A 19286-nucleotide genomic window follows, 5' to 3' on the forward strand; every position below is an offset into this window, starting at 1 on the left:
GGAGCGCGCCATGGGTGCCTTTCTGCTGGCCATCGCCATCGCCATCATCCTGACGGTGATCGCCTACGCCCTCATGCCCAAGCCGAAGGCCAACAAGTCGGACATGTCGCGCGACCTGGAGACGCCGACCTCGGACGCCGGCCGGCCGGTGCCGGTGGTGTTCGGCGACATCACCATCAAGTCGCCCAACTGCCTGTGGTACGGCGAGACCAAGACCAGCCAGCACGAGATCGACGTATGAGCGAGCCGCGCTTCACCGTGGATGACGTGATCCGCGCGGGGGGCTGCCCGGCCGGCATCCGCCGCTGGTTCACCGCACGGGGTGACGACCTGCCGCCGGGGGTGACGCTGCGCTCCTTCCTGCGCGAGGGCATGAGCGTCGACGAGGCGCGCACCTGTCGGGACGCCTTCATCGAGCGGGCCCTGAGACTCAAGGAGACGGCCGATGGGCGGTAAGAGTGGTGGCGACGCCAAGATGATCGTGACCCGATACTACCTGTCGGGTCACTGGGGCATCTGCCAGAAGGCCGACGCGATCCGTGACATTCGCGTCGGCGAGAAGATCATCTGGAAGGGTATGGCCCGCAACAACGGCACGATCAACGTCGCCCGCGAGGGGCTGTTCGGCGGCATGAAGAAGGAGGGTGGCGTCAAGGGCGGGATCGACGTGATGCTCGGCGGCGATAACCAGGTGCCGCCGCAGAGCCTAATCCGACGCCTCGGCGTCGGGGCTTCCAACGTGCCGGGCTTTCGCGGCATCACCTCGCTCATGTTCCACGGCGGCGCCTATCGGGATGCCGATGCCTACGGCGACCCCATCGGCGGGGATGGCGGCAGCGACTACGGTGACACCGGGAAGACGATCTTCGGCATGTCGCTGTCGGTGTTCGCCCGCCTGGCCTACAAGTCCACGGCCTGGTACTGGGGCACCCAGCCCTACCTCAAGCCGCTGTGGGTCACGGTACAGCGCATCCCCGGCACCCAGCTCGACGAGACCACGGCCCCCATCCCGCGCGGCAGCAGCAACGCCCCGACCAGCCTCTACGTGGAGCTGGACGATTCCGGCTCGATGGACGAGTTGACCTCCAACGGCAAGACCCGTCGCGAGAACATGCAGGTCGCCATGCACCTGGTCCTCGACCAGCTCGCGGTCCAGGTGGGGCAGGGGCAACGGATCGACCTGGGCATGTCGCGCTTCAACGGCGGTAAGCTGGAGCGCCCCTCGCTCACCGCCTCCGGCATCACCGACTTTCGCAACTTCATCGACGCTATCCCGCCCAACGGGGGCTCGACCCCTTTCGACGCGCCGATCCAGGACGCCGTCAACTGGTTCGAGGCGACCCGCAACGACCCGGCGCTGGTCAACCGGATCAACTTCTTCGTCACCGACGGCGAGCCCAACCCCCTGGAGAGCGCCGATGCGGCGGAGACACTGGCCCAGGAACTGCTCGACCGGACAATCCCGGTGGACATGTGGGGCGTCAACATCGACCTGGCGAACACCCAGTTCACGGAACAGTTGCACAACGTCAACGCCCCGGTGCCGGTGGTCTCCGGCGGCAATTCGGCGGAACTGGCCTCGATCATCCAGTCCGCGCTGCAGGACATCAAGGACGCCAACCCCGCGCACATGATCTATGAGTGCCTGACCGATACCGACTGGGGGATGGGTGCCGACCCGGAGGCCGTGGATTTCGACAGCTTCAAGGCCGCCGGGGAGACGCTTTACGACGAGGTCTTCGGCGTGGCCATGGCCTGGATGGCGCAGTCCAGCATCGAGGACTTCATCAACGACGTGCTGGCGCATATCCACGGCGCCATCTTCCCGCACCCGCGCACCGGCAAGATCACCCTCAAGCTGCTGCGCGACGACCTGGACCTGCCCAACCTCAAGACGGTGACGCCGGACAACGCGACGCTGACCAGCTTCTCGCGCAAGGGCTGGGGCGAGACCACAAACGAGATTGTCGTCACCTGGACCAACCCGGTCACCGAGAAGGAGGAGACGGTCTTCGCCCAGGACCTGGCCAACATCGCCCAGCAGGGTGGCGTGGTCTCCAGCAGCAAGAACTACCATGGCGTGCGCACCGTGGAGCTGGCCAACCGGCTCGCCGAGCGCGACCTGCGCGAGGAGTCGGCGCCGCTGTGCTCCTGCGAGGTGGAGGTCAACCGCGAGTTCTGGGACGTGGTGCCCTTCGAGGGCGTCAAGGTGACCTGGCCGGAGTACGGCCTGAACGAGCTGGTCATGCGCGTCATGAAGGTCAACTACGGTGACAGTTCCAGCTCGGCGATCAAGCTCTCGCTGGTGGAGGACGTCTTCTCGCTCCCCCTGGCCAGCTATATTCCGCCGGTGACCGGCGAGTGGGAGGACCCGGCACAGCCGCCCGTCCCGGTATCGGCGGCCCGGCTCATGCCGCCGCCGGCCTACGTGGTCTCACGCTATGGCGTCGACCTGGACACCCTGACCCACCCGGACACCGGGGTGGTGCCGATGGCGGTCAACCCGACCACCTCGGAGGGCGCCAGCTACGACGTCCTGCAGGAGGAGGCCACGGCCTCCGGCACCACGAGCTGGGCGCAGGTGCTGGGGAGCGTGCCTTTCCTGGCCACGGCCGAGCTGCCGGCCGATACGCCCGCCGAGGTGCAGACCACCGGCCTGCTGCTGGGCAACCTTTTCGGCGAGGAGCCTACCGTCGAGGACCTGCTGTTGATCGGCGACGACGAACTGGCCGACGACGAACTGGAGCTGGCGCTGGTCACCGCTACCGACCCCGAGACGGGCGAGATCACGCTGCGCCGCGGGGTACTCGACACCGTGCCGGTCGAATGGCCGGCGGGCACCAAGGTAGCCGTGACCCGCGATTTCCACTGGCGGCCGATCCCGCGCACCTTCGTCGACGGGCAGTCGGTCACCCTCAAGTTCCTGGTGGAGACCTCCGCCGGGCTGCTGGAGGAGTACGAGACCCCGGAGTTCACCGGCCAGGCGACGTCACGGGCGGTGCATCCGACCCGGCCGGCCAACCTGCGCGCCTTTGGTGAACTCTACCCCGACCCCGACTACTACCCGGTATACCCCGTCGAGATCACATGGAGCCATCGCAACCGGCTCCTGGAGGACGCCATCATGCTGGCCTGGGACGAGGGTGATACCCCGGCGGAGGCGGGCGTCGAGTATCGGGTGCTGATCGAGGCGGTGTCGAGCACCGGCGAGGTGGATGGGGTTATCGGCGATCTGGTCCAGACCGGGACAAGCTACACGCTGACGGAGGGTTTCGTCGGGGCCTATGCCGCGAGCCTCTACGTGCGGGTTTCCGTCTGGGCGCTGCGCGACGGCCTGCAGAGCTGGCAGGCCGGGTCGGTGCTGTTCAGGGGCCCGTTCCGCGAGCCTTACGACCTCAGCCTTGAGTATTACGACTTCAGAAAGCCCTACGGGGTGACCGCCGCAGTGACAGGGGCGTGACATGGGAACACGACTGGTGTGGAAAGAGGCGAACCTGGCGGAGGACGGGCACCGGGTATATAGGGATACCGCGCCCCTCGACCCGGACAACCTACCCGCACCCCTTGCGACGCTGGGGGCGGACGTCACTCAGTACGACGATGGGGACGTGGTTCCCGGCACCACCTACTACTATCGGGTCACGGCCTTCGTCGGGGCCGTTGAACGGGTGTCCCTCGAAAAGTCCGTGACCACAACGGAGTCCTCGGTGGCCCCGACGCTTGGTGAGGCGGTACGTTTCACCATGGACGACATCTCCGGGGACGTACTCCCCGACAACGCCGGGTCGAATGACGGGCAGATCGTCAACGGGGTGGTCACCCAGCCTGGGAAAGACGGACTCGCCCTGGAGTTCAACGGGGTGGACAACTACGTCCAGTTCGGCCAGGCGATACTGCCCGGACTCCCGGGGGGCTTTTCGATAAGCCTGTGGGTGAAGCTGGCGCCCGGCGACACTGGCTGTTTTCTCTCCCGCGTCGACGCGGTGAGCACCTCCATCGAATCCGCTCTACTGTTCCGGTATCGAGCCGGGGATGACGGTGCAGGTCCTCTTCCTGATTTCAGGATTCAGGTTCCAGGCAACCCGGACTCCACGGAGGGGGTGTTCTTCCAGAATGTTATCGACGACGGGAACTGGCACCACCTCGTGGCCACCTACGGAGAGACGTATGGGCATCGCCTGTACTTCGACGGGCAGCTCGATGTGGAGTCCGCCGAGTACGACGGGCCCGTGCAATTCGACAACAACTACTTCTATCTCGGGAGGGACTACCGGGAGGGGAGCACGATCAAGTGGCAAGACCCGTTAAGCGGACTGGCGGATCAGTTCCGTTTCTACTCTCGTGAACTGGATGCTCACCACGTAGTTCGCTTGTTCAACGAATTCAGCGGGGTGCTGTGATGCAGATCACCGTCAGGTGGGTCGACATGAACTACGGGGAGGTGGAGCAGCGTGTGTATCGCAGCACCTCCCCGCTGGACCCCCAGAATCTCCCCGCCGCCCTGGGAGTGGTCGGGCCCGGGGTCGAGAAGTACATGGACGACACGGCCGTGGAGGGGGAGACCTACTACTATCGGGTGGAGTCCGTCGCGCCCGACAATACGACTTACTTGAGCGACGAGTTTCAGATAACGGCAGACCTCGCCTACCCGGTCGACGTCGTTTGCTACTTCACGGGGGACGCTGTCTCAGGGTCCACCGTTACAGAAGAAACGGGCACCTACAACGGGGAGATAATCGGAACGGTCGATCAGGTGGTAGGTAGCGACGGATTCGCCCTTAGCTTTCCGGGGAGCACGAGCAGCTACGTGCGATTCGGTCAGTCCCTGTTCACCACGGTCGATGAGTTCACCCTCTCGCTCTGGATAAAGACGACCGACCGGGGCGCCTGGCTGACCAAGGTCGCGTCCACCTTCAGCAACAACGGCTTCATCTTTTTCCGTAACGTAACTGCCCAGACCCATTTTCGCGTGGCCTCTGGAGGCACGCTCAGCACGGGGATAGACTTCGTCACCACCATCTGGGACGGCGAGTGGCACCACATTGCCGCGACGTACAGCGCGGACGGGATGAAGCTCTACGTGGACGGTGTGCTCGACAACAGCTCGTCGGAGTATATCGGGACGTTGAACATTTCGACCTCCGCCTACTGGAACATCGGCCGAGACTCCCGCGGGCAGGACCCGATAAATGCCGACATCGACAACCTGCGCATCTACGAGTACGAGTTGAGCGCCGCCGGGGTCGCGGGTCTGTTCAACGCCAACAAGTAGGCTATCGGCCGCTGGGCTGAAAAACCGGCTGCGGTTCAACCTGCACCTGCGCTAGGCTTCGCTCACGTCATCAGCAACGGATAAGGTGCATGAGCCAGCTTTGCGCGAACTGTCTCCAGCAGCAGGCCAAGAGGCGGAGAGATCCGCCTCACAGCCGCCTCAAGCCCATCGGCGAGTCACGCTACTTCAGCACCCACATCGGTGGATCTCGGGAGCAGGATTATCATTGCCAGGACTGCGGGGCTACTTGGCTATATGACTCAGACAAGGGCAGCATCGGCTGGTTGCTGATGAGGGAGTAGAGACGCGGTGCGCGCCGCAGGAGTGGACTCAGGTCCAGCCAGCCGGCCGGGGCCCCTGAAGATGCTCTGCTCGCACTGTGCAGCTTTCTGCTCAGGCAGTCATCAGTGGATCTCAGATTGATCAGTACGCTGCCCATATCGAAGCCTGACGTGCTTCAGGGCTAGACCGCTAAGACGTATGCCAAGCTTACCGCAAAATCATGCACTTCTCTGGCAGCAGGCTAGGGCCAAATATCCCGCAATCAGGTGCCAAAGTCGGCGCGCGGTTACAGTGCCTTCATGGCGGGTCACAGGATGGTCACAGACACAAAAAAGGACCTACGGCATCACCGTAAGTCCTTGAATTCGTGGCGCGCCCGGCAGGATTCGAACCTGCGACCCTCGGCTTCGGAGGCCGATACTCTATCCAACTGAGCTACGGGCGCACGTGCCTGGCGGTGGGTGCCAGGCGGTCGACATCGTACCCGCCAGCCCTGCCGCTGTCCAGCGGCCATCCCGTGCGCCTCAGGCCATGGTATGAGCCGGGACATTTTCCAGGCGTAGGTGATGCCGGTATACTGGCGAGCACTTATGCGCGCCATGGCGTCCACCGGCTGACGTGATGCCGAGCGTGATTCCGATGACAGGACCGTCGAGAGGTGGTGAGAGTGAAATCCAGCAAGCTGATCATGGGGTGTCTGGCCACCCTGGGCCTGACCACAGGCATCGCCGTTGCACAGGATGACGCGGAGCGCGAGGCCATCGCGGAACGCCTGAAGCCGGTCGGAGAACTCTGCCTCCAGGGCGAGGACTGCGGCACCGCCATGGCAGCCAGCAGCGGTGGCGGTGACACCTCGGGTGATGGCGGCAGCGTGGACGGCGAAGGCATCTACAACAATGTCTGCATGGCCTGCCACGAGACCGGCGCCGCCGGCGCCCCGGTGCGCGGCGACGAGGCCGGCTGGTCCGAGCGCACCGGCAAGGGCTTCGAGACCCTGCTGAGCCACTCCATCAACGGCTTCAACGCCATGCCGGCCCGCGGCGGCAATCCCAACCTCTCCGATGAAGAGATGGAAGCGGCGACCGCCTACCTGGTCGAACCGGTGATGGACGTGCCGGAGCTGGGTGGCGACACCGGTGCCAGCGGCGACGAGGGAGCGGCAGCCTCCGGTGAAGAGCAGGCGGCCGCCGACGGGGAAGACGCCGCCTCCGGCGAAGAGCAAGCGGCAACAGACGGGGAAGACGCCGCCTCCGGCGATGAACCGGCCCATGCCGGCATCGACGGCGAGGCCATCTACAATCAGATCTGCATGGCCTGCCACGAGACCGGCGCCGCCGGCGCCCCGGTACGCGGCAACGCCGAGCAGTGGAGCGCGCGCCTAGAGCAGGGCATCGAGACCCTCTACGACCACTCCATCAATGGCTTCAACGCCATGCCGGCCAAGGGCGGCAACCCGAGCCTCTCCGACGACGAGGTGAAGGCCGCCACCGACTACCTGGTCCAGCCGGTGCAGTAAGCCTGCCGTCAGGACCACGAGCGGGGCGCCTTCGGGCGCCCCGCTTGCGTATGGCGACGGGTTTCAAGCTGGAGGCCGCCTATCGCGCAGCAAGCTGCACTCCTACGGATACAGTGCCTTCAGCCCAGTAGAGAGCCTTCAGCCCAATAAAGAGCGCAGCCCGGCAATGGCGTCCTGCCCGCGTGCCTGCTTCTTCTCCGGGTCCTCCCGGTCGGCGCGGCCTTCCCACTCCAGGTCGCCTTCCGGCAGCTCGTCGAGGAAGCGGCTGGGCGTGCAATCCATCAGCTCACCGTAGGCCTTGCGCTGGCGGGTCAGCGTCAGGGTCAGGCTACGGCGTGCCCGGGTGATGCCCACGTAGGCCAGGCGACGCTCCTCCTCCACGGTGCCCGCCTCGATGGCGTTGCGGTGGGGCAGCAGCTCCTCCTCCAGGCCCATCAGGTAGACATGGGGAAACTCCAGGCCCTTGGAGGCGTGCATGGTCAGCAGCTGCACCCGGTCGGAGTCGTCCTCCTCGGCCTGCTGCTCGAGGATGTCGCGCAGCACCAGTCGGGAGATGGCCGCCTCCACGTCGTCGGTCTCGGTCTCCGTGCTGGCCGTGTCCTCGGGGTCACGGTTCATGGACTTCTCGAGCTGGTCGACCAGCACCCAGACGTTGGCCATGCGACGCTCGGCGATGGTCGGGGCACTGGCGTTCTGGTAGAGCCAGGCCTCGTAGTCCATCTCGTGGAGCATGCCGCGAATGGCGTCGATGGCATCGCCCTGGTCCATGCGCCGCCGGACGCCGTCGATGAAGTGGGTGAAGCGCGACAGACGCTCCATCGCTCGCTCCGGTAGCTGCTGGGCGAGCCCCAGCTCGTGGCAGGCGGCGAAGAGCGAGATCGAGCGCCCGGTGGCCTGGTCGTTGGCATAGTTGGCCAGCTTCTCCAGGGTGCTGGGACCGATCTCGCGGCGCGGCACGTTGACGATGCGCAGGAAGGCGTTGTCGTCGGCCGGGTTGATCAGCAGCCGCAGGTAGGCCATGGCGTCCTTGATCTCGTTGCGCGAGAAGAAGGAGGTGCCGCCGGAGAGCTTGTAGGGGATCTGGTAGTTCTGCAGCTTGAGCTCCAGCAGCCGGGCCTGGAAGTTGCCGCGGTAGAGCACCGCAAAGTCGCGCCACTCGGCGGACTCCTTGATGCGTCGGGTGAGGATTTCGCTGGCCACGCGCTCGGCCTCGGCCTCCTCGTGGCGGTTGACCACCACGCGGATCGCCGCGCCCTCGCCCATCTCCGACCAGAGGGTCTTGTCGTAGACGTGGGGGTTGTTGGCGATCAGCGTATTGGCGGCGCGCAGGATGGTGCCTGTGGAGCGGTAGTTCTGCTCCAGCTTGATCACCTTGAGGCGCGGGAAGTCCTCGCCCAGGGTGACCAGGTTTTCGGGGCGCGCCCCGCGCCAGGCGTAGATCGACTGGTCGTCGTCGCCCACCACGGTGAAGGTCGAGCGTTCGCCCATCAGCAGCCGCACCAGCAGGTACTGGCTGATGTTGGTGTCCTGGTACTCGTCCACCAGCATGTAGTGGATCTTGCGCCGCCAGCGGGCCAGCGCCTCGGGATCGTCGCGCAGCAGCACCACCGGCAGCAGGATCAGGTCGTCGAAGTCCACGGCGTTGTAGGCCTTGAGGTGGCGCACATAGGCTTCAAAGACCCGGGCGGCGTACTGCTCGTCGTCGTCCGCGGCGTGGGAGAGCGCCTGGCCGGGCAGCACCAGGTCGTTCTTCCACTGGGAGATCTGGTGCTGCACGGCGTTGATCTGGTCGGCGTCGACCTGGGCGTCCTTGTTCATCAGGTCGCGCAGCAGCGCCTTGGCATCCTCCGGGTCGAACAGCGAGAAGCCCGGCCGGTAGCCCAGCGCCTTGAGCTCGCTGCGGATGATGTTGAGCCCCAGGGTATGGAAGGTGGAGACGGTCAGCCCGTGCCCCTCCTTGCCCTTGAGCATGCTCCCCACGCGCTCCTTCATCTCCCGGGCGGCCTTGTTGGTGAAGGTCACCGCGGCGATGCGCCGGGCGCTCATGCCGCACTCCTGCACCAGGTAGGCGATCTTGGTGGTGATCACGCTGGTCTTGCCGGAGCCCGCCCCGGCCAGCACCAGGCAGGGGCCGTCGATGTAGCGCACGGCCTCCTGCTGGCGGGGATTGAGGCCGGCGAGCCGGCTAGCGATGGTCAGTGACATCAGCGAATCCTCGCAGGCTCGGGGGCGTCGCGCTCCGGCAAGCCGGCCCCCGGAAGGCCGGACCCCGGAAGGCCGGACCCCACGAATCCCAGCTGGCGCCAGGCCTCGAAGACCACCACCGCACAGGCGTTGGAGAGGTTCAGGCTGCGGCTCTCCGCCAGCATGGGAATGCGCAGGCGCCGGGATTCGGGCAGGGCATCGAGCAGCGCCTGGGGCAGGCCGCGGGTCTCGGGGCCGAACACCAGGGCATCCCCCTCGCGATAGGCGGGCTCATGGTAGCCGGTGCGCCCGCGAGTCGAGACGGCGAAGACCCGCTCGGGCGCCACGGCCGCCAGGAAGGCCGCCCAGTCGGCATGGACCCGGACCCGCGCCCACTCGTGGTAGTCGAGCCCGGCACGGCGCAGGCGCTTGTCGTCCATCACGAAGCCCAGCGGCTCGATCAGGTGCAGGCGGAACCCGGTGTTCGCGCAGAGGCGGATCAGGTTGCCGGTGTTGGGGGGAATCTCGGGCTGGTAGAGCACCACGTCGAGCATCAACGACTCCTGATATGAAGGGCCCGCAACGCACTCGGGCCCCGTGCGGGGCCCGAGGGTCGATCGCCAATCGCCTAGCGCACGCCGCGTGACGTTCAGTCGCCTCCCACGCCATAGCGAGCGCGGTAGGCGCGGATCGCCTCGGCATGGGGCTGCATCGCCTCGCCGGCATGTTCCTCGAGGTACTCGAGCAACAGGTCCAGGGTGACGATGCTGACCACCGGCATGTCGTAGGCGGCCTCGACTTCCTGGATGGCGCTGGTCTCGCCCCGACCGCGCTCCTGGCGATCCAGGGCGATCAGCACGCCGGCCGCCCGGGCGCCGGCACCCTCGATCAGGCCCATCACCTCGCGGATGGCGGTGCCGGCGGTGATCACGTCGTCGATGATCAGCACTCGCCCCTCGAGCGCGGCCCCGACGATATTGCCCCCCTCGCCGTGATCCTTGGCCTCCTTGCGGTTGAAGGCATAGGGCAGGTCGCGGTCATGGTGGTCGGCCAGCGCCACGGCGGTGGTGGCCGCCAGCGGGATGCCCTTGTAGGCCGGGCCGAACAGCACGTCGACCTCGAGGCCGCTGGCCTGGATGGCCCGGGCATAGAAGCGTCCCAGCCGCGCCAGGGCACTCCCGGTGCGGAACAGGCCGGCATTGAAGAAGTAGGGGCTGACCCGACCGGACTTCAGGGTGAATTCGCCGAAGCTCAACACGCCCTGCTCGATGGCGAACTCGATGAACTCCCGCTGGTAGTCTTGCATGCGCTGCGCGCCGGGCTGGTCCGCCACGGGGCCTCCTCTCTAAACGCTCAAGGGCCTATATCACGTCTATCGACCGGGGCCATTTACCCAAACGTCGAAACGTCGGGTATCATACACGCGCGACGCAAAAGGGACCATGTATGAAAATCGCCACCATCAATGTCAACGGCATCCGCGAGGCCGTCGGTCGAGGCTTTCTCGACTGGCTGGCCGGCCAGGACGCCGATGTCGTCTGCGTGCAGAACCTCAAGGCCAAGAGCTTCGAGCTAGACGACAGCATCCTCTATCCGGAAGGCTACGAGGGCTACTTCCTCGACGCCGAGCAGGACGGCTTCTCGGGGGTCGGCCTCTACTGCCGCAAGATCCCCAAGGCGATCATGTACGGCCTGGGCTTCCCCCAGTGCGACCATGAGGCGCGCTTCCTGCAGGCCGACTACGACCGCTTCAGCATCGCCAGCTTCCTGATGCCCGACGGCAGCGACGTTGCCGCCAAGCAGGCCTTCATGGCCCAATACCAGGAGTACCTGTCGAAGATGGCCCGCAAGCGGCGCGAGTACATCATCTGCGGCACCTGGCACATCGCCCACAAGACCATCGACCTGGAGAACTGGGCCGACAACCAGACCACGCCCGGCTTCAAGCCCGAGGAGCGCGCCTGGATGGACCAGGTGTTCGGCCCCACCGGCTTCATCGACTGCTTCCGCGAGATCAACCGCGACGCCGGCGAGTACACCTGGTGGCCGAAACTCGACCAGGAGGTGCCGCGCTCCCGCCAGGAGGGCTGGCGCATCGACTACCAGGTGGTAGGCCCCGAGTTCCGTCGCCACGTGGTGGACGCCTGGATCGACTACGATGCCACCTTCTCGGAGTTCGCCCCGCTGATCGTCGAGTATGACCTGACCCTCTGAGTCCGCTCCCTTCGTCGCCGTTCCGGCCCCCGGAACGCATCGCGCCGGCCCTCGGGCCGGCGCGATGCGTTTGCACGGGCGAGGGCTCGACGGCGCCTCGCCAACAGGGCGGCTCAGCCGCGGATGCCCAGGGCCGCGCGCTGGTGCTCGAACAGCTCGTTGCCGGCCTTCTCGGCCAGGTCGAGCATGGCGTCGAGCTGGGCACGACTGAAGGTGCCGGCCTCGGCGGTGCCCTGCACCTCGATCAGCCCGCCGCCCTCGGCCATCACCACGTTCATGTCGGTATCGGCGCTGGAGTCCTCGGGGTAGTCCAGGTCGACCACCGGCAACCCCTTGAACAGCCCCACCGACACCGAGCTCACCAGCTGGTGGAAGGGGTCGCCCTTGATCAGCTTCTCGCGCTGCAGGTGGCGGATGGCATCGATCAGCGCCACGCAGCCGCCGGTGATGGAGGCGGTGCGGGTGCCGCCATCGGCCTGGATGACGTCGCAGTCCACGGTGATGGTGAACTCGCCGAGCTTCTTGAGGTTCACCGCCGCCCGCAGCGAGCGACCGATCAGCCGCTGGATCTCCAGGGTACGGCCGCCCTGCTTGCCGCGGGTGGCCTCGCGGCTGCCGCGGGTGTGGGTGGCACGGGGCAGCATGCCGTACTCGGCGGTCACCCAGCCCTGCTTCTTGCCGCGCAGCCAGCGCGGCACGCCGACCTCGACACTGGCATTGCACAGGACCTTGGTGTCGCCGAACTCCACCAGCACCGAGCCCTCGGCGTGGCGGGTATAGTCGCGGGTGAGACGGATCTCGCGAGACTGGTCGGGGGCGCGTCCGCTGGGACGCCGGATCTCCGAAGACATGGCACCTCTCTTGAACCTGGATGATGACGGGAAGTCACGCTGTGGGATGGCGGCCATTCTACACGCTCTGCTCTACACGGTCTGGGCGGGGAATCGGTTACACTGCCATCCCTTGCATACCACGCGTCATCGGGAGGCTCCATGGCCCACAGCATGACCGCCTTTTCACGCCAGGATCGCGACATCGCGGCCGGCACCCTGCAGCTCGAGCTGCGCTCGGTGAACCAGCGCTACCTCGAGCCCCACTTCCGCCTGCCGGAGGCGCTGCGCGACCTGGAGCCGATGTTCCGCGAGGCACTGCGCGCACGCCTGGCCCGGGGCAAGGTCGAATGCACACTGCGCTTCGAGGCCGCCGGCGACGAGGCCGCACCGAGCGTCGACCGAAAGCGCCTGGTGGCGCTGGCCACGGCCCTGGAGGAGGTGCGCGAAAGCGTCCCCGGGACCGCCATGCCCGATGCCCTGAGCCTGCTCGGCCACCCCGGCGTGCTGGACAGCCGCGGCCCCGACATGGAGGCCGTCAAGCAGGAGGCGCTGGCGCTGTTCCAGGCCGCCCTGGACGATCTGGTCGCCGGCCGCGCCCGGGAGGGCGAGAAGCTTGCCGCGCTGATCCGCGAGCGGATCACCGCGGTGAACGACCAGGTGGCCGAGGTGCGCCGGCTGATGCCGCAGATCCTCGAGCGCCAGCGGGCCCAGCTGCTGGAGCGGCTGGAGGCGATGCGCGCCGAGCTGGACCCCCAGCGCCTGGAGGCCGAGCTGGTGCTGCTCGCCCAGAAGGCCGACGTCGACGAGGAGCTCGACCGCCTGGCCACCCATGTCGCCGAGGTGGAGCGCCAGCTCGGCCAGCCGGGCCCGGTGGGCCGCCGCCTGGACTTCCTGATGCAGGAGCTCAACCGCGAGGCCAACACCCTGTCGTCCAAGTCGGTGGTGGCCGCCACCACCCGCTGCGCCGTGGAGCTCAAGGTGCTGATCGAGCAGATGCGCGAGCAGATCCAGAACATCGAGTAAGGCCCCGGCTACAGGCCGGGCGCCATTCTGTGCGATACTCCGCCCTTTCCGCAGCCGCTCACCATCCGTTGTAACGTCGGGGATCCCTGCTCATGGCCCAAGGTACGCTCTTCATCGTTTCCGCTCCCTCCGGCGCCGGCAAGACCAGCCTGGTCCGCGAGCTGATCGAAAGCCTCGACGGCATCCAGGTCTCGGTCTCCCACACCACCCGCGAGCGCCGCGAGGGCGAGGTGGACGGCGTCAACTACCACTTCGTGGACGTGCCGGCCTTCGAGGCGATGATCGAGCACGGCGACTTCTTCGAGTACGCCCGGGTCTTCGACAACTACTACGGCACCTCACGCCGCAGCGTGGAGGCGATGCTCGCCGCCGGCCAGGACGTGATCCTGGAGATCGACTGGCAGGGCGCCCGCCAGGTTCGCCAGCAGCTGCCCGATGCCGTCTCGGTGTTCATCCTGCCCCCCTCCCGGGAAGAGCTGGAGCGCCGGCTGGCCAGCCGCGGCACCGACGAGCACGCGGTGATCGCCCGGCGCATGCGTGATGCGGTGGAGGAGATGACCCATCACGACGAGTACGACTACCTGGTGATCAACGACGACTTCACCACCGCCCTGCGCGAGCTGCAGTCGCTGGTCATCGCCCGCCGCCTGACCCGCGAGAAGGTGAGCGAGCACCACGCCCCGCTGCTCGCCGCGCTCTTGTCCTGAATTCGGCAGCGGCGCTTGTCCTGAATCCAGCAGCGGCACTTGTCCCGACGCCGGTCGCGGCGCCCGTCCTGCCCAAGCCGCGGCGCTTGTCAGGGCAGCCGGGCGTCGAGTAATCTATCCGGTCTACCCATCGGTGGAATTCCCGGGGCGTCTCCACGCCGGCCGGGGTTTTGCCCGTCAGCACTATTTCAGGAAGGCATCCATGGCACGTGTCACCGTCGAAGATTGTCTGGAAAACGTCGAAAACCGCTTCAAGCTGGTGATGATCTCCACTCACCGTGCCCGCCAGCTGGCGCGCGGCTCCCGCGACGCCCTCCTGCCCTGGGAGAACGACAAGCCCACCGTCATGGCCCTGCGCGAGATCGCCGAGGGGCTGGTCGACGCCAGCGTGCTCGACGAGCCCGTCGAGGCGGCACCGGTGCGTGTGCGGACCGAGTTCGAGCCGGGCACCCACGTCGAGGAGTGATCCTGCCCCTCCCGGCGCAGGAGCGCTTTCCCTCAGGGCCATCACGCAGCAGTCAGGGCGCGCCGCATGTTCACCATCGATGACCTGGCCGACCGACTCGGCGGCTACCTTCCCCAGGACGAGATCCGGCAGGTCAGGCGCGCCTTCTACTATGCCGAGCAGGCCCACGACGGCCAGCGACGGCGCTCCGGCGAGCCCTACGTGACGCACCCATTGGCCGTGGCGAACATCCTGGCCAACATGCACATGGACCATCAGAGCCTGATGGCCGCCATGCTGCACGACGTGATCGAGGATACCGGGGTCTCCAAGAAGGCCCTGGGCGAGCAGTTCGGCAAGCCCGTCGCCGAGCTGGTGGACGGCGTCTCCAAGCTGACCCAGATCACCTTCGAGGACAAGGCGGTCGCCCAGGCCGAGAACTTCCAGAAGATGGTGCTGGCGATGTCCCGCGACATCCGGGTGATCATCGTCAAGCTCGCCGACCGTTTGCACAACATGCGTACCCTGGGCGCGCTGCGCCCCGAGAAGAAGCGCCGCATCGCCCGCGAGACCCTGGAGATCTACGCCCGCATTGCCAGCCGGCTGGGCATCAACACCATCCGGGTCGAGCTCGAGGACCTCTCCTTCCAGGCCCTCTACCCGATGCGTGCCGAGCGCATCAAGCGCGCCGTCTCCAGCGCCCGGGGCCATCGCCGCTCGACGATCCGCCAGCTCCAGACCAGCCTGCAGCAGAGCCTCGACGACGAGGGCCTGCCGGGCACGGTGATCGGCCGCCAGAAGCACCTGCTGTCGATCTACCGCAAGATGCGCGACCAGCGGAAGTCCTTCGCCGAGATCATGGACGTGTTCGGCTTTCGCATCATCACCGAGGACGTCGACAGCTGCTACCGCATCCTGGGCGTGGTCCACAACCTCTACAAGCCGGTGCCGGGGCGCTTCAAGGACTACATCGCCATCCCCAAGGCCAACGGCTACCAGAGCCTGCACACCACCCTGTTCGGCCGCGGCGGCATGCCCATCGAGGTGCAGATTCGCACCCGCGAGATGGAGGCCCTGGCCAACAACGGCATCGCCGCCCACTGGCTCTACAAGGCCGGCCAGACCGAGCACCCCATCGCCCAGGGCAGCCATGCCCGGGCCCGCGCCTGGGTCAAGGGCCTGCTGGAGATGCAGCGCCACGCCGGGGATTCGCTGGAGTTCATCGAGCACGTCAAGAACGACCTCTTCCCCGATGACATCTACGTGTTCACGCCCAAGGGCGACATCATGGAGCTGCCCCAGGGCGCCACGGTGATCGACTTCGCCTACAGCGTGCACACCGATATCGGCAACAGCTGCATCGCCTGTCGCATCGACCGCCACCTGGCCCCGCTCTCCACCCGTCTGGAGAGCGGCCAGACCCTGGAGATCATCACCGCCCCCGGGGCGCGCCCCAACCTGGCCTGGCTCAACTTCGTGGTCACCGCCAAGGCGCGCTCGGCGATCCGCCACGCGCTGAAGCACCAGCAGCACACCGAGGCGGTACAGCTCGGCCGACGACTGCTCAACAAGGCCCTCGCGCCGTTCGAGACCAGCCTGGAGGAGCTGCCCGAGGGCCTGCTCGACAGCCTGCTCAAGGAGCATTCGCTGAAGGGCCAGGAGAGCCTGCTGGAATCCATCGGGCTGGGCACCCGGGTCGCCCATGTGGTGGCCCGCCGGCTGGTGGAGCTGCAGCAGGGCGAGACGGGCGAGCCCGCTGCACAACCGGCGCATGCCCAGGGACCGGTCGTGATCAGCGGTGTGGAGGGCATGGTGATCAAGTTCGCCCGCTGCTGCCGTCCGCTGCCCGGCGACCCGGTGGTCGGCCACCTCTCCGCGGGCAAGGGCATCGTGGTCCACCGCGCCGAGTGCCGCAACCTGGCCGAGCTCAGGAACGACCCGGACAAGCTGTTCGCCCTGGAGTGGTCCGACGACATCGACGAGGACTTCCCGGCCGCCCTGCGCCTGGAGGTGGAGAGCCGCCGCGGCCTGGTAGCGGAGATCGCCGCCCTGGTCACCGACGCCGGCGCCAACATCGAGCGCATCGGCATCGAGGAGCGCGACGCTCGGCTGTCGATCGTCAACCTCATCCTCTCGGTGCGCAACCGCGTGCACCTGGCGCGCATCATCAAGCGCCTGCGCAACCTTGCCCACGTAGGCCGCATCACCCGCCTCGGCAACTGAATCTTTTCCGCCCCCCGCCGGCCGCACGAGGCGGCAGGCGGGGGGCTTTTCCATTTCGCGACGCTGGACTGAAAGGAGCACCACCATGAGCAACAAGGCCGTGATCAATACCGACCAGGCCCCCGCCGCCATCGGCCCCTACTCCCAGGCCATCAAGGCCGGCAACACCGTCTACCTCTCCGGGCAGATCCCGCTGGACCCGGCCACCATGGCGCTGGTCTCCGACGACTTCGAGACCCAGGCGCGCCAGGTCTTCACCAACCTGAAGGCCGTCTGCGAGGAGGCCGCCGGCACCCTGCAGGACGTGGTCAAGCTCAACCTCTACCTGGTCGACCTGGAGCACTTCGCCGTGGTCAACCAGGTGATGGAGGAGTTCTTCGAGAAGCCCTATCCGGCCCGCGCCGCCATCGGCGTCAAGGCGCTGCCCAAGGGGGCGCAGTTCGAGGCAGAGGGGATCATGGTCATCGGCGACTAAGAGGGGGGCCGTGAGACTCTTCCTGGCGCTGGAGCCGCCTGACGAGCTGCGCCAGCGGCTAGGGGAACTGGCCGAACTCGCCCAGGCCCGCTGCGGCGGGCGCCGCATGCCGGACGAAAGCCTGCACCTGACGCTGGCCTTCCTCGGCGAGGTGGCCGAGGAGCGGGCAGCGGCGCTCGCGGCCTGGGTCGGTGAGCGGTCGATCCCGGCGGGGGAGTGGCGACTCGATGCCTGGGGGGCCTTCCATCGCCCCGGCATCGTCTGGGTCGGCGGCCAGACGCCTGACCCTGAGCTGGTGCGCCTCCATGGCTCGCTGTGGGACGGGCTGGCAGCATTCGGGGTCAACCACCGGCCGGGGCACTTCGTGCCCCACGTCACCCTGCTGCGCCGCGCCCGCCGGCTGGAGACCCGGAGCCTGCCCGCGATCGACCTGGCCTGGCCCTGGCGGCGGCTCTCGCTGGTGCGCTCCTTCACCGAGAACGATGGGGCCCGCTACCAGACCCTGGCCCGTTCGCCGGCGGCCTGAGCGGGCCGCCCTTCCCTCACGCCTTCTCGGGCAGGAAGCCTCCCGCCTTCAGCACCTGGGCATAGCCCTCGCGGAAGCTGGGATAGCGGAAGCGATAGCCGCTCTCGAGCAGCCGGGTATTGTCGCAACGCTTGCTGGCGCGGCGACGCAGCGGCGACTGGATGGTCTCGGTGGCCTCGACCTTCAGCTGCTTCGCCAGCCAGGCCATCACCTCGTGCAGGGGGGCCGGCTCGCAGTCGCTGGCGAGGTAGAGCGCCTCGAGGGGGTCGCCGGCAAGGTGCCGGCCGATCAGGTGGGCCAGCACCCCGGCGCAGTCGTCGCGGTGGATACGGTTGGAGTACATGACGGGGCTCGCCGGGGCGATGCGACCCTCGCCGACCTGGCGGATCAGGCGATCGCGGCCGGGGCCAAAGATGCCCGAGAAGCGCACCACGGTGCCAGGCAGGTCATGGTCGATCAGCGCCTGCTCGGCCTCGCGCATCAGCAGGCCCGAGAAGCCCGAGGGGTCGGCGGGGCTGGTCTCGTCGACCTCCTCGCCATCGCGCTGGGCGTAGACGCTGGTCGAGGAGACGAAGAACACCCGCCCGGGCGCCGTGTCGCGGCCGGCGTACTCGGCCAGCACCGCGGTCAGGCCATCGAGGTAGGCAGCGCGATAGGCCGCCTCCTCGAAGCGGTCGGCGCTGACCACGTAGACCAGCGTCTCGGCGTCGGGCAGCCCGGCCAGGGTGGTCGGGTCGTTCAGGTCGACCGCCACGGCCTCCAGCCCGCTGCCTTCCAGCGCGCGCGGGTTGCGGCGCGCCCCGATCACCCGGTGTCCCGCCTCGCGGAGCTCGCGCCCCAGTGCCATGCCGATGTCGCCGCAGCCCAGAATCAGTGTCGTCGTCTTCACCTTTCCCTCGCCCCCTGATAAAAAGTCCCTATTGGCATTATTGTGTCCCTGTGCATCGGGCGAGATCGCTGGGACCATCACCCGCTTCGGAAGAGGATGCCTGCCGGCACCACAATGACTCTAACAGAACTCCGCTACATCGTGACACTGGCCCAGGAGCGCCATTTCGGACGCGCGGCGGAGCGCTGCTTCGTCTCCCAGCCGACGCTCTCGGTGGCCGTCAAGAAGCTCGAGGAGGAACTCGGCGTGGCGCTGTTCGAGCGCTCGAAGTCCACCGTGCAGGTCACCCCGCTGGGCGAGAAGATCGTCGAGCAGGCCCAGCGCGTGCTGGAACAGAGCAGCGTCATCAAGGAGCTGGCCACGGCCGGCCGCGACCAGCTGGCGAGCCCCCTGCGCATCGGCGCCATCTACACCATCGGCCCCTACCTCTTCCCCCACCTGATCCCGGAGCTCTCCCGTCGTGCGCCGCAGATGCCGCTCTACATCGAGGAGGGCTTCACCGGCAACCTGCGCCGCAAGCTGCGCAGCGGCGAACTGGATGCCATCATCATCGCGCTGCCCTTCACCGAGACCGACGTGGTCACCAAGCCGCTCTACGAGGAGGCCTTCGAGGTGCTGCTGCCTGCCGACCATCTCTGGGCCTCCCGGGAGAGCATCGACAAGGAAGACCTGCTGGAGGAGCGCCTGCTGCTGCTAG

General features: G+C 67.2%; 19 protein-coding genes and 1 tRNA gene. 14 read left to right on the forward strand and 6 right to left on the reverse strand.

Annotated elements, in window-relative coordinates:
* Positions 1-10: 10 nt before the first annotated feature.
* From SCI24_RS08205 to SCI24_RS08225, 5 genes are read left to right on the forward strand one after another with little or no spacing between them, the layout of a single operon-like run.
* Complete coding sequence (locus tag SCI24_RS08205) at positions 11-241, forward strand: hypothetical protein (protein ID WP_318724935.1); 231 nt, start codon at positions 11-13, stop codon at positions 239-241.
* Positions 238-456, forward strand: a complete 219-nt coding sequence (locus tag SCI24_RS08210) for a hypothetical protein (RefSeq protein ID WP_318724936.1) — start codon at positions 238-240, stop codon at positions 454-456. The genes SCI24_RS08205 and SCI24_RS08210 overlap by 4 nt, the downstream gene beginning before the upstream one ends.
* A complete protein-coding gene (locus tag SCI24_RS08215) occupies positions 446-3460 on the forward strand; it encodes a phage tail protein (protein WP_318724937.1) in 3015 nt (1004 codons plus the stop codon). The genes SCI24_RS08210 and SCI24_RS08215 overlap by 11 nt, the downstream gene beginning before the upstream one ends.
* A 1-nt stretch (position 3461) precedes the next feature.
* Positions 3462-4400 (forward strand): LamG domain-containing protein, encoded by a 939-nt coding sequence (locus SCI24_RS08220; protein ID WP_318724938.1) that lies wholly within the window; start codon positions 3462-3464, stop codon positions 4398-4400.
* Positions 4400-5272, forward strand: a complete 873-nt coding sequence (locus SCI24_RS08225; RefSeq protein WP_318724939.1) for a LamG domain-containing protein — start codon at positions 4400-4402, stop codon at positions 5270-5272. Before SCI24_RS08220 ends, SCI24_RS08225 begins: the two co-directional genes overlap by 1 nt.
* A 650-nt stretch (positions 5273-5922) precedes the next feature.
* Here SCI24_RS08225 and SCI24_RS08230 read toward each other — a convergent pair.
* Positions 5923-5999, reverse strand: a tRNA-Arg gene (locus SCI24_RS08230).
* 222 nt (positions 6000-6221) lie between these two features.
* On the opposite strand from SCI24_RS08230, the gene SCI24_RS08235 reads away from it, so the two are divergent.
* The gene (locus SCI24_RS08235) at positions 6222-7070 is read left to right on the forward strand and encodes a c-type cytochrome (protein ID WP_318724940.1); all 849 of its coding nucleotides are present in this window, start codon (positions 6222-6224) and stop codon (positions 7068-7070) included.
* A 138-nt stretch (positions 7071-7208) separates the two neighbouring features.
* Here SCI24_RS08235 and rep read toward each other — a convergent pair whose 3' ends face one another.
* From rep to pyrE, 3 genes are all read right to left on the reverse strand, one after another.
* Positions 7209-9275, reverse strand: a complete 2067-nt coding sequence (gene rep / locus SCI24_RS08240; RefSeq protein WP_318724941.1) for a DNA helicase Rep — start codon at positions 9273-9275, stop codon at positions 7209-7211.
* Positions 9275-9808, reverse strand: a complete 534-nt coding sequence (gene trmL / locus SCI24_RS08245; protein ID WP_318724942.1) for a tRNA (uridine(34)/cytosine(34)/5-carboxymethylaminomethyluridine(34)-2'-O)-methyltransferase TrmL — start codon at positions 9806-9808, stop codon at positions 9275-9277. The genes rep and trmL overlap by 1 nt, the downstream gene beginning before the upstream one ends.
* 95 nt (positions 9809-9903) lie before the next feature.
* A complete protein-coding gene (pyrE, locus tag SCI24_RS08250) occupies positions 9904-10560 on the reverse strand; it encodes an orotate phosphoribosyltransferase (protein ID WP_318724951.1) in 657 nt (218 codons plus the stop codon).
* Between the two features lie 140 nt (positions 10561-10700).
* On the opposite strand from pyrE, the gene SCI24_RS08255 reads away from it, so the two are divergent.
* Positions 10701-11468 (forward strand): exodeoxyribonuclease III, encoded by a 768-nt coding sequence (locus SCI24_RS08255; protein WP_106229603.1) that lies wholly within the window; start codon positions 10701-10703, stop codon positions 11466-11468.
* A gap of 113 nt (positions 11469-11581) precedes the next feature.
* Here SCI24_RS08255 and rph read toward each other — a convergent pair whose 3' ends face one another.
* Complete coding sequence (rph, locus tag SCI24_RS08260) at positions 11582-12319, reverse strand: ribonuclease PH (protein WP_282733969.1); 738 nt, start codon at positions 12317-12319, stop codon at positions 11582-11584.
* A 141-nt stretch (positions 12320-12460) separates the two neighbouring features.
* Between rph and SCI24_RS08265 the strand changes: the two genes are divergently transcribed.
* The 6 genes from SCI24_RS08265 to thpR all read left to right on the forward strand — a co-directional run bounded on the left by SCI24_RS08265 (position 12461) and on the right by thpR (position 17700).
* Positions 12461-13324: a YicC/YloC family endoribonuclease gene (locus SCI24_RS08265; protein ID WP_318724943.1), complete on the forward strand. Its 864-nt coding sequence runs from the start codon at positions 12461-12463 to the stop codon at positions 13322-13324.
* A 92-nt stretch (positions 13325-13416) separates the two neighbouring features.
* Positions 13417-14031 (forward strand): guanylate kinase, encoded by a 615-nt coding sequence (gmk, locus tag SCI24_RS08270; RefSeq protein WP_318724944.1) that lies wholly within the window; start codon positions 13417-13419, stop codon positions 14029-14031.
* A 202-nt stretch (positions 14032-14233) separates the two neighbouring features.
* Positions 14234-14497, forward strand: coding sequence for a DNA-directed RNA polymerase subunit omega (gene rpoZ / locus SCI24_RS08275; protein WP_318724945.1), 264 nt, complete (start codon positions 14234-14236; stop codon positions 14495-14497).
* A 66-nt stretch (positions 14498-14563) separates the two neighbouring features.
* A complete protein-coding gene (locus tag SCI24_RS08280; RefSeq protein WP_318724946.1) occupies positions 14564-16699 on the forward strand; it encodes a bifunctional (p)ppGpp synthetase/guanosine-3',5'-bis(diphosphate) 3'-pyrophosphohydrolase in 2136 nt (711 codons plus the stop codon).
* 85 nt (positions 16700-16784) lie between these two features.
* Entirely contained in the window at positions 16785-17174 is a 390-nt protein-coding gene (locus tag SCI24_RS08285; protein WP_318724947.1) for a RidA family protein, read from the forward strand.
* Positions 17175-17184: 10 nt separating this feature from the next.
* Positions 17185-17700 carry an RNA 2',3'-cyclic phosphodiesterase gene (thpR, locus tag SCI24_RS08290; RefSeq protein WP_318724948.1) on the forward strand — a complete coding sequence of 172 codons (516 nt, stop codon included), beginning with the start codon at positions 17185-17187 and terminating at the stop codon, positions 17698-17700.
* Positions 17701-17716: 16 nt separating this feature from the next.
* On the opposite strand, the gene SCI24_RS08295 is transcribed toward thpR, so the two are convergent.
* The gene (locus tag SCI24_RS08295; RefSeq protein ID WP_318724949.1) at positions 17717-18589 is read right to left on the reverse strand and encodes an SDR family oxidoreductase; all 873 of its coding nucleotides are present in this window, start codon (positions 18587-18589) and stop codon (positions 17717-17719) included.
* 114 nt (positions 18590-18703) lie between these two features.
* Here SCI24_RS08295 and SCI24_RS08300 point away from each other — a divergent pair.
* A partial coding sequence (locus tag SCI24_RS08300; protein ID WP_318724950.1) for a LysR substrate-binding domain-containing protein occupies positions 18704-19286 on the forward strand: 583 nt, incomplete at its 3' end.

The sequence above is a fragment of the Halomonas sp. genome (genome assembly GCF_033549285.1).
In the GTDB taxonomy this organism is placed as follows: Bacteria; Pseudomonadota; Gammaproteobacteria; order Pseudomonadales; family Halomonadaceae; genus Halomonas.